Origin of the sequence: Actinoplanes regularis (genome assembly GCF_900188005.1) — a bacterium.
GTDB classification, from domain to species: Bacteria; Actinomycetota; Actinomycetes; order Mycobacteriales; family Micromonosporaceae; genus Actinoplanes; species Actinoplanes regularis.
This window is the reverse complement of record NZ_FZNR01000022.1, coordinates 53204-66991: the sequence shown is the minus strand read 5'-3', so window position 1 is coordinate 66991 and position 13788 is coordinate 53204. Positions and strand designations below refer to the sequence as shown.

At 68.7% G+C, this 13788-nt stretch carries 17 protein-coding genes and 1 tRNA gene; 12 read left to right on the top strand and 6 right to left on the bottom strand.

Annotation, left to right across the window (positions count from 1 at the left end):
- The first annotated feature begins 92 nt into the window (after positions 1-92).
- The 12 genes from CHC09_RS36595 to CHC09_RS36540 all read left to right on the top strand — a co-directional run bounded on the left by CHC09_RS36595 (position 93) and on the right by CHC09_RS36540 (position 7637).
- Entirely contained in the window at positions 93-971 is an 879-nt protein-coding gene (locus CHC09_RS36595; protein ID WP_089297863.1) for an FtsK/SpoIIIE domain-containing protein, read from the top strand.
- Entirely contained in the window at positions 968-1450 is a 483-nt protein-coding gene (locus tag CHC09_RS36590; RefSeq protein ID WP_089297862.1) for a hypothetical protein, read from the top strand. The genes CHC09_RS36595 and CHC09_RS36590 overlap by 4 nt, the downstream gene beginning before the upstream one ends.
- Before the next feature lie 117 nt (positions 1451-1567).
- Positions 1568-2020 carry a DUF6197 family protein gene (locus CHC09_RS36585; RefSeq protein WP_089297861.1) on the top strand — a complete coding sequence of 151 codons (453 nt, stop codon included), beginning with the start codon at positions 1568-1570 and terminating at the stop codon, positions 2018-2020.
- Positions 2021-2043: 23 nt separating this feature from the next.
- Positions 2044-2343, top strand: a complete 300-nt coding sequence (locus tag CHC09_RS36580) for a hypothetical protein (RefSeq protein WP_089297918.1) — start codon at positions 2044-2046, stop codon at positions 2341-2343.
- Entirely contained in the window at positions 2340-2756 is a 417-nt protein-coding gene (locus tag CHC09_RS36575; RefSeq protein ID WP_089297860.1) for an RRQRL motif-containing zinc-binding protein, read from the top strand. Before CHC09_RS36580 ends, CHC09_RS36575 begins: the two co-directional genes overlap by 4 nt.
- Positions 2753-2959: a hypothetical protein gene (locus CHC09_RS36570; protein WP_089297859.1), complete on the top strand. Its 207-nt coding sequence runs from the start codon at positions 2753-2755 to the stop codon at positions 2957-2959. The genes CHC09_RS36575 and CHC09_RS36570 overlap by 4 nt, the downstream gene beginning before the upstream one ends.
- Positions 2956-3246, top strand: coding sequence for a hypothetical protein (locus CHC09_RS36565; RefSeq protein WP_089297858.1), 291 nt, complete (start codon positions 2956-2958; stop codon positions 3244-3246). The genes CHC09_RS36570 and CHC09_RS36565 overlap by 4 nt, the downstream gene beginning before the upstream one ends.
- Positions 3243-4007: a DUF2637 domain-containing protein gene (locus tag CHC09_RS36560; RefSeq protein ID WP_089297857.1), complete on the top strand. Its 765-nt coding sequence runs from the start codon at positions 3243-3245 to the stop codon at positions 4005-4007. The genes CHC09_RS36565 and CHC09_RS36560 overlap by 4 nt, the downstream gene beginning before the upstream one ends.
- The gene (locus CHC09_RS36555; RefSeq protein WP_089297856.1) at positions 4004-4300 is read left to right on the top strand and encodes a hypothetical protein; all 297 of its coding nucleotides are present in this window, start codon (positions 4004-4006) and stop codon (positions 4298-4300) included. The genes CHC09_RS36560 and CHC09_RS36555 overlap by 4 nt, the downstream gene beginning before the upstream one ends.
- Positions 4300-6237, top strand: a complete 1938-nt coding sequence (locus CHC09_RS36550; RefSeq protein ID WP_239138770.1) for a replication initiator — start codon at positions 4300-4302, stop codon at positions 6235-6237. Before CHC09_RS36555 ends, CHC09_RS36550 begins: the two co-directional genes overlap by 1 nt.
- A gap of 30 nt (positions 6238-6267) precedes the next feature.
- Positions 6268-6474, top strand: coding sequence for a helix-turn-helix domain-containing protein (locus tag CHC09_RS36545; protein ID WP_275407951.1), 207 nt, complete (start codon positions 6268-6270; stop codon positions 6472-6474).
- Positions 6471-7637, top strand: coding sequence for a tyrosine-type recombinase/integrase (locus CHC09_RS36540; protein ID WP_089297855.1), 1167 nt, complete (start codon positions 6471-6473; stop codon positions 7635-7637). Before CHC09_RS36545 ends, CHC09_RS36540 begins: the two co-directional genes overlap by 4 nt.
- Positions 7638-7706: 69 nt before the next feature.
- Here the strand turns inward: CHC09_RS36540 and CHC09_RS36535 are convergent.
- The 6 genes from CHC09_RS36535 to CHC09_RS36510 all read right to left on the bottom strand — a co-directional run bounded on the left by CHC09_RS36535 (position 7707) and on the right by CHC09_RS36510 (position 13631).
- Positions 7707-7780, bottom strand: a tRNA-Pro gene (locus CHC09_RS36535).
- A 51-nt stretch (positions 7781-7831) separates the two neighbouring features.
- Positions 7832-9274 (bottom strand): ribosome biogenesis GTPase Der, encoded by a 1443-nt coding sequence (gene der / locus CHC09_RS36530; RefSeq protein ID WP_089297854.1) that lies wholly within the window; start codon positions 9272-9274, stop codon positions 7832-7834.
- On the bottom strand, positions 9271-9987 hold the full coding sequence (cmk, locus tag CHC09_RS36525; protein WP_089297853.1) for a (d)CMP kinase: 717 nt from the start codon (positions 9985-9987) through the stop codon (positions 9271-9273). Before cmk ends, der begins: the two co-directional genes overlap by 4 nt.
- 383 nt (positions 9988-10370) lie before the next feature.
- A complete protein-coding gene (locus CHC09_RS36520) occupies positions 10371-11507 on the bottom strand; it encodes a nucleotide disphospho-sugar-binding domain-containing protein (protein WP_089297852.1) in 1137 nt (378 codons plus the stop codon).
- Between the two features lie 126 nt (positions 11508-11633).
- The gene (locus tag CHC09_RS36515; protein ID WP_089297851.1) at positions 11634-12755 is read right to left on the bottom strand and encodes a nucleotide disphospho-sugar-binding domain-containing protein; all 1122 of its coding nucleotides are present in this window, start codon (positions 12753-12755) and stop codon (positions 11634-11636) included.
- Positions 12756-13094: 339 nt separating this feature from the next.
- Positions 13095-13631: a GNAT family N-acetyltransferase gene (locus CHC09_RS36510; RefSeq protein ID WP_089297850.1), complete on the bottom strand. Its 537-nt coding sequence runs from the start codon at positions 13629-13631 to the stop codon at positions 13095-13097.
- Positions 13632-13788: the final 157 nt, after the last annotated feature.

The following is a 13788-nucleotide window of genomic DNA, read 5'->3' as shown; positions in this document are numbered from 1 at the left end:
ATCGGAACCGACGCGAAGGCCGCAACGGCCTCCAAGCACCAGCGTCCTCCGCGTCGGTATCCGCAGCTTATCGCCTACTGGAGGCCACTTCCATGTCCATCATCGCCCGTGACCCGCTCGGCACCGACCGAGTACCGGTCGCACCCGGCCTGTCGATGTTCGACCCGATGTTCATCGGCATCGACGAATTCGGCCATCACGTCACCCTCGACACCGTCTATCACAACCTGCTCGTCGCCGGAGAACCCGGCGGCGGCAAATCCGGACTGATCAACCTCGCCGCCGCGCACGCGGCCCTGTCCGACAACACCCGCCTGGTCCTGCTCGACGCCAAGTACGTCGAACTCGGCCCCTGGCGCGACATCGCCGACGCGTTCATCGGCAACGACATCGAAGCCGCCATCAGCGTCCTCAAACGGCTGCTGATCGTCGCCACCAACCGCTACATGTGGCTCCTGGTCCACCGTCGCCGCAAAGTCGACCGCGACGACAACCTGTCCACGATCGTGACGATCATCGACGAACTCGCCATGTTCTCCACCGTGCTCGGCACCAAGGAACAGCGCGAAGAGTTCGCCACCCTGCTGCGCGGCCTCGTCTCGCTCGGCCGGGCCTGCGGTATGCCGGTCATCGCCGCCACGCAGCGTCCCTCCTGGGACATCATCCCCGCCTCGCTGCGGGACCTGTTCGGCTACCGGGCCGCGTTCCGCTGCACCACCAACGGCAGCTCCGACGTGATCCTCGGCGCTGGCTGGGCCGACCTCGGCTACTCCGCCACCGACATCGACCCCGAGAACCGGGGAGCCGCCTGGCTTCTCGCCGAAGGACGCCTGCCGTACCGGATCAAGGCCGCCTACCTGTCCGACACCGACATCTACAACATCGCCGACTACGCCGCCTGGATGCGACGCCCGTCCGGCATCACCGTTCCTGCACCGTCCACCACCATCCAATGGGAGATGGCCGCATGACCACACACACCACCACCGGTCGACCGGCTCCTCAGCCTGCCGGCCACTACATCAACCGCGACCACACCGTCACCGGTACCGCTACCCAGCTCGCCAATCTGCTGGCGAACCACCGCGCTGCCGGAACCCTCATCGCCGTCAGGCCTCCTCGCTGGATGACCGGTGACCGCTTCCAGGTCGACATCCGTATCCGCGAGCTACAGCCCACCCGACCCGCCGTCCGGGTCACCTCGGCGGGCCAGTACGCCCGCACCCGTGTCCGGCGACCCCGCCGCACCCGGATCGCGGTCATCGTCACGGCCATCACCGGCACCATCGCCGGACTCGCCGCCGTCGCCACCTACCTGATCGGCCAGCTCGTCGAGCTCATCGCCGCCCACGCCGCACAGATCCTCGGCGTCCTGGCCCTGGCCGCCATCCTCGCCATCGCTGCGGCCCGCCGTAACTCGTCCGGTCGTCGGCACTGCCCCGGCTGCTGAACGGCCGCGAACCCACAACTGCATATGTGACGGACGACAGGACCGGCTCAACGCCTGCAAGCAAGACCGGTCCTGTCCATCACCGAACGCCCATCCGAAGAAAGGGACGTGGCTGCCATGAAGGCTACCCACCAACCGACCACCACACCCACAACTGACCCCGAAAGGCCCTCCACGCTGCTACGCGGAGCCGCCGATTACCTGAGCACCCACGGCTGGACCCAGCACCAGTTCTACGACCTGACCGCCGACACCAAAGGGCCGTTCCCGCCCGCCTGCACCTCCGGCGCCATCATGACCGCCGCCACCGGCCGCTGCCTCGCCTCCGGCATATGCACCCTCGACGGAGACGAAAACCCCGAAACCCTCACCGCGATGCGCGCCATGCGCTTCTTCGCCGACTGGATCGACGGCGGATACATCCCCGCCGAGGGATACCCGGCCAGCTCGATCGACGTCATCGGCGACTGGAACGACTACGACGGCCGCACCCTCGACGAGGTCATCGAATGCCTCACCGACGCCGCCAACGATTGGGAGACCACCAACCACACCGGGGGCACCCGGTGAGCCTTTCCTACGTCAACCCCGCCCTGACACCGCAACCGCGATCCGGCGATAGCCGGCCGTCCAAGCCGCGCCGCCGCGACGTCGTCGAGAACGACGAATACGCCGCCTTCGTCAAGCGCATCATCCGCGCCTACGCCCGACGCATCGCCACCGGCGACGTCGAAGCCCTCACCGACATGGTCGGCCTCTCCTCGCTCCTGGACGAGGCCATCACCGAAGCCGTCAAAGGCCTCCGAGCCCACGGCTACTCCTGGGCCGAGATCGCCGACCGGCTCGGCATCACCCGCCAAGCCGCCCACCAGCGCTGGGGAGGCGACAAATGACCACCTCCGCGCTGACCAGCGAATTCCTTGACGCTCTCGGTGCACGCACCGGTATCCGCGTCGAGTTCTACGACCCCACCGGAACCCGCTACGGCTTCCCCACCTTCCCCTTCCGGCTCGCCCCGGACGCCCTGGCCACCCGCCGCCAACTCCGGGCCGACGGACTCTGCCCCGGCGGCTTCGACCCCGTCGCCCAAATCCTCTGGCGACACAAGAAGCAGCGCCGCATCGCCTACCTCTACCGGCGCGACCTCGCCAAGCCGAAACGCATCGCCAGCCCGGCACAGCTTGCCGTCATCGAACGGATGCTGATCGCCCGCCGCACCTGCGGCACCTGCGGCAACACCCGCGACTACTACATCCCGCGCTCGATCGGAACCTGTCTCTCCTGTGCTGCCGGAGGCCACCGATGACTGCCACCTCATCCGAGAACGTGACCTGCCTCTGCGGCGACTACGGCTGCGAGGACACCTTCGGCAGGGCCACCGCTGGTCAGGACCGATCCGACTGCTGCCAGTACTGCGGCTACTACGGCTGCGACGTCTGCGGCTGGAGTGATCCCGCTCGCAACATCAACCCGGCGACCGACAGTGACACCCGGGGAGGCACCGAATGAGCCTCATCGACTTGGGTGCACACCTCGCCGCCGACGACTGCCTCTGGTGCATCGGCGGTATGAGCCCCGCTGGAATCCACGACGATCTCGGCCCCGTCCTGTCGCTGTGCCCCACCCAGGAGTGGTGCGACGAATGCCAGGACCTGTCGCTGTTCCCGGCCGAATTCGAAACCCTCGACGACCGCGTCAACGACATGCTCGACGACGGCCTCGCCGCCGTCTGGTGTTCCGCCTGCATGGGCGTGACAGCGGTCATCCCCGTCACCAACGACGGAGGCATCCGATGACCACCACCAGCCTCACCCAGCAATTCGCGACCGAATACGCCAAACGGGCCGTGCCCGGCATGCTCAAAGCAATCCGGATCATCAAGCTGGCCAACAAGGGCATCGTCGTCGGTGCCGTCGCCGCCAGCTACCTCCACCAGGCCCACTTCCTCGACCACCTAGGCGCGGGCATCTTCTCCTGGATCGTGCCCGCCGTCTTCGACCTGGCCATCGTCTCCATGCTGACCATCACCCAGACCGTCGGCATGGCCGCCGACGCCAAACGCGCCGCCCTCAAAGTCCTGATCGTCGTGGTCGTCATCTCCGGCGCGGTCAACGCCGCCGCCCCCGGCCCGATCGGACTGCGCATCATCTTCGCCCTCGTCGTCGGCCTGGTCGCCGCCGTCGAATGGGTCGCCGGAAAAATCCGGCCCGACTTCACCGCCATCGAACACCGCGAGAACGAACTCACCCCCACCAGCACGGTGGACGACACCAAGACGGTCGACGGCACTACCGCCGTCCCCGCACCGGTACACACCGCACCGCCGGCCGACACCGACCGTCACCGCACCGAGGACATTCCGGCCCGGCTCGTCTCAGCCGCCCGCATGATCACCATGCAGCACCGGCAAACCTCCACCCAGCCCATCACCGACGACGAACTCGCCGCCCGGCTCAACACCACCCCAGCCATCGCCGGGCAACTCCTCTCGGCCATCGACAACCCGGCCCCGACCCGGATCAACGGCCACGCACCCGTGCTCGGCGGTACCCGATGACCGCCGTCCAGGTCGACGTCCACCACCTCACCCACACCTGCCCGGCCAACCCCGACGAACCGCACCCCTACGACACCCGGCGCACCATCGTCGCCATCGCTCCCGGCGGACCCTGCCGCAACCCGGTCACCGTCCGATTCGGTGACACCACCGCCGTCATCGACTGCGGACGCCGCCTGCCCCGCGAACAGCGGTGCCCGGCCTGCCGGATCACCGTCATCGAGCACACGGTGACCTTCACCCACCCCGGCCACCACGGCCCGCAGCACCCGACTACCGGAATCGCTGCCTGATGAGTTCGACGCTGGACCTCGCACCCCGGGAGCAGTCTGCCCGGGGTACGGGATCGAACATCGAACCCGCCTGGACAGCCCCAGCCGCCGCGTCGTCCGCCGCCGGGCAAGCCCTCGCCCGCGCTACCCAGCCCGACTACTTCGAATGGCTGTCCCACGTTCAGGCCGCCTCCGGCTGCACCCGCCCCGTCCGGCTGTCCGGCAGCCTCGACACCTTCGACCGGGCCGGAACCCTGCTCGACTCCCGGCACACCGACCAGCTCCCCGACGCCGCCATCTACAAGGCGTGCGGTACCCGGCTCGCCTCGGTCTGCCCTTCCTGCGCCCGTACCTACCAGCGCGACGCCTTCCAGATCCTGCGGTCATTCCTCGTCGGCGGCAAAGGCATCCCGGCCACGGTGGCGAAGCACCCCGCCGTGTTCCCCACCTTCACCGCACCCAGCTTCGGCACCGTGCACACCCGCGTCGTACGCAAACACACCTGCACCAACCGGAAACGCTGCGACTGCCGTCCCGAACCCTGCCACGCCCGCCGCGACACCGGCCTCTGCGAACACGGACACCCGGCCGTCTGCTGGACACGCCACACCGCCGACGACCCCGCCCTCGGACGACCGCTATGCCTCGACTGCTACGACCACGACCACCACGTCGTCTGGAACCTGTTCTCCACCGAGCTATGGCACCGCACCAAACAAGCCGCCGACCGCTACCTCGCCCAACTCTGCAAAGCCCGCGGCCTGCCCCCGGTCGCCAAGAGCACCCCGAGCGGCAAGATCCGCAAGGTCCCGGCAGCGCAGCTCACCCACGGCAAGGCCGCCGAGATGCAACGCCGCGCCGTCGTCCACTTCCACGCCCTGGTCCGCCTCGACGGCGTACACCCCGACGACCCCGACGCCGTCCTCATCCCCCCGCCCGGCGTCGACGTCGACGACATCATCGCCGCCTTCCAGCACGCGGTACGGACCATCTCCTTCACCACCCCGGCCCACCCCGACCGCCCGCAAGGCTGGCAGATCCGCTGGGGCGACCCCGACAAAGGCTTCGACATCCAACCGCTCACCCTCGCCGGGGACGGCAGCATCACCGACGACATGGTCAGCGAACAGGTCGCCTCCCAAAAGGCCGGCTACCTCGCCAAGTACACGACCAAGAGCACCGAAGCCACCGGCTTCTCCTCCACCCGCATCACCGACGACACCATCGGCCAATACGACCCCGACGGCGACCATATCTCCCGCCTCGTCGCCGCCTGCTGGAACCTCGGACGCCCCACCAGCCCCACACCGATCACCGGCCACCTGCTCGACGTACTCATCAAGCGCGTCAGCGACAAGGCCGCCTCGATCGCGGACGTACTCGGCATTCTCAGTGCCCTGGCCGCCACCTACGTCCGGCAGAAGCTGATCGACAGGCCACGCCGGGCACCGCAATCCGGCGAACGTCGGCAGCCCTTCGACACGCCCTGGGACTGCCGGGACTGCGGCGCCAACACCCGGTACACCGTCTGCCCCTGCTGCGTCGCCGACCGTCAAGCCAGCCTTGACACCAAACCGGCCAGCAACGGGACAGCCACCAATCCCTACACACGGCTGCGCCGATGGGCTCACCGCTTCGGCTTCGCCGGACACTTCCTTACCAAAACCCGCCGCCGCGTCGTCCGCTTCGGCACGCTGCGCGACACCCGCATCGCCTTCCGCCGAACCGAGCAGCAGACCGACGCTGACCCCGGCACCGTGCGCGCTGTCGACCACCCCGACGAGACGACGCTGATCGTCGGGACGCTGTCCTTCGCTGGAGTCGGCTGGCACAACAACGGCGACGCCCTACTCGCCAACACCGCCGCCGCCATGGCCCGCGCCCGACACGAAACCGGCCGCGAAGAACTCGCCTACGAAGCCGGGTTCGCCGTGCTGCCCGCCCTGCAAGCCGCTTAATCACCACCGCCCATTTAGGAAGGAACGCCGTTGAACGAGCCCCAGCGGAAGGCCCTGTACCGCATCCCCGAAGCGATGCGGCAGCTGAGCCTCAGCCGCTCCGTGATCTACGAACTCATCCGCTCCGGCCGACTGCGTACCGTCAAGGAGGGCCGCACCCGACTCGTCCCAGAGTCGGCCATCACCGAATACGTCTCCCTACTGGAACGGGAGAGCACGAGAGGAGTCGCCGCATGACGAAACGCCGTAGCAGGGGCGATGGCGGGCTGCACTGGGACGAAGCGCGCCAGCGCTGGATCGCCTCGGTCACCGTCGGCTACACCCCCGCAGGCAAGCGCATCGTCCGCAAAGCAAGCGGCAAAACCAAAACCGAAGCGAACACCGCACTCCGGCAGAAGATCCGCGAGTATGAGGACGGACTGTCGATACCCACGACCGGCTACACGGTCGCAGACGCCGTCACCGACTGGCTCACCTACGGACTCACCGACGTCGACCAGGAAACGATCAAGAACTACACCCTGTTAGCTAACAGCCACATCATCCCCGCGATCGGCGCACGCAAGCTGCGTGACCCAAGCAAGCAGCGTGACCTCACTGCCACTGACGTCGACAAGTGGCTCGCCGACAAAGCCAAGATCCTCAGCACCCGAACGCTGCGACTGCTGCACTCGATACTGAACCGTGCCGTCAACCGGGCCATGGCCCGCAACCTGGTCATGCGCAACGTCGTCGACCTGTGCAAGGTCCCGACCGGCACCGCCGGACGACCGTCCAAATCACTCACCTACGAGCAGGCCAAAGCGCTCCTCGCCGCTGCCGAGTCGAGCAGCCTGCACGCCTACGTGGTCCTGTCCCTGCTGACCGGTGCTCGCACCGAGGAACTGCGGGAACTCACCTGGGAACACGTCGATCTGGTCGGACGACCGGACGCCGATCCGCCGATTCCGCCGGCCATCCACGTATGGCACTCGGTACGAGCCCACGGCGACACCAAGACCAAGAAGTCACGGCGATCGCTCGCCCTGCCCATCCGCTGCGTCCGAGCCCTCAAAGCGCAGCATGCGGCACAGGGAGATCCCCGACCGAGTGACTACGTCGTCGCCAGCAAGGCCGGTACCCCACTCGACCGGCACAACGTGCTGCGAGCCTTCCGGGCGATCATCGCAGCTATTCCCGGGATGAATCCGGCCGACTGGACCCCGCGCGAACTGCGGCACAGCTTCGTCTCGCTGTTGTCGGACAATGGCATGAGCATCGAGGAGATCGCCGACCTGTGTGGGCATTCCGGCACCTCGATCACCGAGACCGTCTACCGTCATCAGCTGCGGCCGGTGCTGCTCAACGGGGCGGTGGCCATGGACCGGATCTTCGGTTCGGGTGACACTCCTGGGGCTTAGTCACCCAGTTAGTCACCCAGACATGCAGAGAGGGTATATCCTTCGATAGGATATACCCTCTGACCTGCGTCGGGCTGACAGGATTTGAACCTGCGACCCCTTGACCCCCAGTCAAGTGCGCTACCAAGCTGCGCTACAGCCCGATCCCGCCCCGAACCCCAGCCCGGCGCGACATCTCCTAAAGACTACCAACCTCAACCGTGGGCTTTTCCGCGACCCCCCGGCCCTGTCTTCTTCCGGGGCTTCACCGACACCTCGATCGGCGTCCCCTCGAATCCGAACTCTTCACGGAGTTTGCGCTCGATGAACCGCAGGTATCCGGCGTCGAACGGCCCCGTGGTGAACAGGACGAACCGGGGCGGTGACACGCCGGCCTGGGTCGCGAACAGGGTGCGAGGGGCCCGGCCGCCACGGACGGGGTGGGGGGTGGCCTGGGTCAGGGCGGTGAGCCATTGGTTCAGGGCGCCGGTCGGGATTCGCTGCTCCCAGGAGGCCAGGGCGCGGCGGATCGCCGGGGCGAGCTTGTCGACCGCGCGGCCGGTCTTCGCGGAGATGTTGACGCGGACGGCCCACGTCACCCGTTTGAGGTCGCGGTCGATCTCCTTGTCCAGGTAGAACCGGCGGTCCTCGTCGACCAGGTCCCACTTGTTGAAGGCGATCACCAGTGCGCGGCCGGCCTCGATCACCTGGGTGATCACTCGCTGGTCCTGTTCGCTGATGACTTCGCCGGAGTCGAGGAGCACGACGGCGACCTCGGCGGCCTCGACCGCGCCGGCGGTGCGCAGGGCCGCGTAGTACTCGGTGCCGGAGGCCTGGTTGACTCGCTTGCGCAGGCCCGCGGTGTCGACCAGTTGCCAGACCTCGCCGCCCATCTCGACCAGGCTGTCGACCGGGTCGACGGTCGTGCCGGCGACCGAGTCGACGACCGCGCGCTCTTCCTTCGCGATGCGGTTGAGCAGGCTCGACTTGCCGACGTTGGGGCGGCCGACGAGGGCGATGCGGCGCGGGCCGCGGGGGGCGCCCTCGATGATCGCCGGGGTCGGCGGGAGCGCGTTGAGGATGTCGTCGAGCAGGTCGCCGGAGCCGCGGCCGTGCAGGGCGGAGATCGGGTGGGGTTCGCCGAGGCCGAGGGACCACAGCGACACCGCCTCGAGTTCGAGGTTCTGGTTGTCGGCCTTGTTCGCGACCAGGATGACCGGCTTGTGGCTGCGGCGCAGCATCTTCACCGCGGCCTCGTCGACGTCGGTGGCGCCGACGGTGACGTCGACGACGAAGATCACCACGTCGGCGGTCTGTACGGCGATCTCGGCCTGGGCGGCGATCGCCGCGGCGCGGTCCTTGGCGTCGGGTTCCCAGCCGCCGGTGTCGACGACGGTGAACCGCCGGCCGGTCCACTGCGCGTCGTAGGGCACCCGGTCGCGGGTCACGCCGGGGACGTCCTCGACGACCGCCTGGCGGCGGCCGATGATCCGGTTGACGAGCGTCGACTTGCCGACGTTGGGGCGGCCGACGACGGCTACGACCGGCACCGGCCCGTTGTAGGAGTCGTCGTCCGGCGCGCCGGAGGAGGAATCGGAGGGGAAATCTAGCCCGCCCTCGAAATCGTTGAGATCGAGGCCGGCGGGAAAGTCAGTCACTTACTTACCTTGCTGTCGAGCAGACTGAGGAGTTGCTGGACGACCTCGTCGATACCCATTCCGGTGGTGTCCACCTCGATGGCGTCGGAGGCCTGGCGCAGCGGGTCGGTGGCGCGGCTGGAGTCCAGCCGGTCACGGCGGGCCAGGTCCGCCTCTGTGGCCGCCACATCGGTGGCGTTCTCGGCGCTGCGCCGGGAGGCGCGGGCCGCGGCCGAGGCGGTCAGGTACACCTTGAGGTCGGCGTCGGGTGCGACGACGGAGGCGATGTCGCGGCCTTCGACGATGATGCGCGGGTGTGCCGCGATGATCGCTTGCTGGAGCGCGACCAGGTGCTTGCGCACCGGTGGCACCGCGGCGACGGCGGACACGGCGCCGGTCACCTCCGAGCCACGGATCTGTGCGTCGACATTCGTCCCGTTCGCGGCGAAATGCGGCGAGGTGGGGTCGGTGCCGATCGATAGTTCGGTCTCCAGCGCGATCTTCGCGATCGCGTCCGGGTCGGCCAGGTCCGCCCCGGCTTGCAGCACGGCCCAGGTGACGGCGCGGTACATCGCACCGGTGTCCAGGTAGACCCCGTCGACCGCGGTAGCCAGGCGCCGGGAGACGGTGGACTTGCCCGAGCCGGACGGGCCGTCGACTGCGACGACGCACCTCTCCGGCCGTATCTTCAGAGCCACCGTTCCTCCTCGTCCCCGCGGCAACAACCCTCCCATTGTGCCCGCCGCCGCGTCCCCCGACGAACCTGGGGCTCTCCCCCCACGCTACCTGCCGCTGGCCCGGGCAGCCCCGGCCAGCGTCAACACACCTCATCGACAGCGGCGGCACCGCGCGCAGGCGAACGACCGGGCGAGTCCCGGCGAACCGCCCCCGGCCATTCCTGAAACAGCGAAAACCTCCGAATCGCTTCCGGTGGGCATCGCTCCAGGTCATTTGGGAGGTACGACCTACGACTCCCCCATTCCAGGCAGAGCCGAGCGACCGGATCCACGGGCCGCCCCGCCCACAGCCGAGCCGAGGCCCTCCGCCGATCGGGGTGACCCGGCGACGCGGTCCGGACGGATCCGCTCGGACCGTGTCGCCGGCGCAGATGTCGATCTCAGGCGAGCGGTTTGTACATCGAGGTGAGCCGCTGAACGGTCTCGGCCGGGCTCGGCAGTGCCCGCACCTCGGCCTGGACCTCGCGCGCGGCGACTCGCAGCCACTGGTCGGACAACAGTCGTTCCAGCATCGACGTGTCCAGCTCGTCGGGCTCGGCCGCCAGGCCGTTGCCACGCTTCTGAACCCCGTCGGCGGTGTGGTAGCGATCCGCCCCGTTCGGCAGCACGAGCTGTGGCACTCCCGCCACGGCGGCGGTCAGGGCGGTGCCGGCTCCCCCATGGTGGATGATCGCGTCGCAGGTGGACAGCAGCGCGTTCATCGGCAGCCATTCGAACGCCCGGACGTTCGGCGGCAGGTCGCCGAGGCTGGCCGGTGGTCTGCCGCCGAGGGCGAGGACGAACTCCGCGTCGAGGCCCGCCGCCACGTCGACGATCCGGCGCATCAGGCCCGGGCCCTCCACGGCCGGGGTGACGGTTCCCAGGCTGACCGCGATCCGCGGCCCGGACCGTTCCGAGAGCCAGTCGGGCAGCACCGCGCCCCCGGAGTAGGGCACGTACCGGACCGACCAGCCGTCGGGCTCGGAGACCATGCTCGGCGGGGCCGGGTCCAGCGTGACGGCCGGCTCGGTGGGCCGCGTCAGACCGTGCGCGTCGTACAGGTCGGCCAGGGTCTCCTGCAGCCCCCGCCACAGGTTGCGGGTGCGAACGAAGCCGCAGTCGTGGTGGATTCCCGGAACGTTCAGGCTCGTTGCCGCGAGCGCGCCGGCGGCGCCGAGCTCGTCGTAGATCACCAGGTCGGGTTGCCAGGCGCGCGCCAGGCGCAGCAGCCCGTCCGCCAGTCGCCGGTTCACCGGTCCGAAGAGAATGACCGCGAAGTTCACCTGTCGGTGTCGCGCGGCCTCGTGCTCCTGGGCCGGCAGGCCGGGATCTTTCGTGAAGAGTTGCCGCAGGTAGTCCTGCACCTGGAAGCCGGGCGCGATGTCGACGACCGGCAGGCCCGCGTTCACGCTCGGGGTCAGCCCTTCACCGCAGGTGCCGACCATCACGTCGTGCCCGGCGGCGCGGAACGCCCAGGCCAGGGGGACGAGGGGGAACACGTGCCCGGCGCCGGGCATCAGGACGAAGAGGACCCGCATCTTCGATGCCTTTCTCCGGATGCGCTGCTGTGAACGGTCTTTGCAAAGGTTGTGACGGGTTCACCAAGGATAACTGGACAACTATCTGATTTCGGGCAAAACCGGAACCTGCGACGGCGGGCTCGGTCAGGCCGCGTCGACCAGTCGCTGGACGATCTCCGCCGGGCTCGGCAGGGCCCGTATCTCGTCCTGGACCTCGTGGGCGGCGACCCGCAGCCGCCCGTCGGACAGGAGTCGTTCCAGTAGTGGCGTGTCCAGCTCGCCGGGCTCGGCCGCCAGGCCGTTGCCACGCTTCTCGATCGCGTCGGCGATGACGAAGTGGTGCTTGCCGAACGGCAGGACGAGCTGCGGCACCCCGGCTACGGCGGCCGCCAGCGCGACGTCACTCGTGCCGTGATGGACGATCGCCTCGCAGGTGGGCAGCAGAGCGCTCATCGGCAGCCATTCGCAGGCCCGGACGTTGCCGGGCGGGTCACCGAGACCGGCCCGCGATTCGTCACCGAGGGCGAGGACGAACTCCGCCTCCATGCCCGTCGCCGCGTCGGCGATCCGGCGGATCGGGCCGGGGCCCTCCGTGCCGGGGACCGCCGTGTCGAGGGCGACCGCGACGCGCGGCCGGGACCGTTCCGAGAGCCAGCCGGGCAGCACCGCGCCCCCGGAGTAGGGCACGTACCGGACCGGCCAGCCGTCGGGCTCCGAGACCATGCTCGGCGGGGCCGGATCCAGCGTGACGGCCGGCTCGGCGGGCCGCGCCAGACCGTACTCGTCGTACAGGTCGGCCAGCGCTTCCTGCAACCCCAGCCACAGGCTGCGGGTACGAACGATCCCGTAGTTGTGATGCACTCCCGGAACGTTCAAGCCCGCCGCCGCGAGCGCGCCGACAACGCCCAGCTCGTCGTAGACCACGAGCTCGGGTCGCCAGTCGCGCGCCAGGCGCATCAGCCCGTCCGCCAGACGCCGGTTCACCGGCCCGAACGCGGTGACGGCGAAGCTGATCTCGCGGCGCCGCGCGGCCTCGCGATCCCGCGCCGGCAGGCCGGGATCGCTCGCGAAGAGTTGCCGCAGGTAGTCCTGCACCAGGAAGCCGGGCGCGATGTCGACGACCGGCAGGCCCGCATCGGCCGCCTCCAGGCTCTCGCCGCAGGCGCCGACCAGAACCTCGTGGCCGACGGCGCGGAACCCCCAGGCCAGCGGGACCAGAGGAAACACGTGCCCGGCACCGGGTGATGAGACGAACAGAACCCGCATGACCACATCCTTCGGTTGATGTCGGATATGCGGTGTCGGACGACAACAGACTCGAACGTGACGTCAAATTGATCGTTGCGGAAACCGTGCGCCTCGCGCGGACACGCCGACGCACCGCCATTCCGTGACGCGGTGTCGAGTCGACGCCCTCACCGGAATGCTCGCTGACCAGAAACGAGCCGATTGCACCGGTCGATGGCAATCTTACGCTCATTCACTCCCGCGATCGTGGACAACGAAGGCCCGGCGGAACTTGGAGCCGCCGATATGGGCTCCGATCGCAGACTCGGGGCTTTCAGTACGAAACGGTTGCGCTCGGCGTTCTGATTCGCGAATCGGTCACCAGACGTCCCCGTCCCGCCAGTCGCAGACCAGCGGGGCGTTCTCGTCGGCGAACAGGCCGCCGACGGCACGGACCAGCGTGCTGTCGTCGTCCGCCGCGGTGCGGGTCACGCCGTCCGGGGTGAGCACCGCGGTGCCGCCCGGCCAGGCACGCCACCCGCGCGCGAGGTAGAAGTCGAGGGCCGCGCTGGACGCGGAGAGGGCACCCAGGTCGTACCCGTTGTCGATGAGCCGTTCCGCCTCCATCATCACCGCCGAGGCGACGCCGCGCCGCCGCTGCGCCCGGTGCACGGCGACGGCTTCCACATAGCCGCACCGCAATGACCTACCTCGATTCAGGAACCGTCGCTGAATCACCGAGCCGTGCGCGATCAGCGTGCCGTCCACTGTGACCATGATGTGCGATCCACCGAGCGCGTGATTCCAGTCATGATCGTCGAATCGGCCCTCGAACGCGTCGTCCAGCAGGGCCCGAATCCGGGTGCGATCGTCCGGGGTCAGGTCGGCGGTGTGCACCGTACGCAGAACGGTCATGCCGCATGATCGCAGAATTCCGCCGGGAGCCCGGGAAACGCCACGGATACGCCGCGTCACGATTCCGCACGGAACACACCGCGGGCCGGGTACGACCGATCCCGGATTGCATTTCCAGTGCGCTGCCGGAACAAATCCGGCAAACATCGGCGCCCTC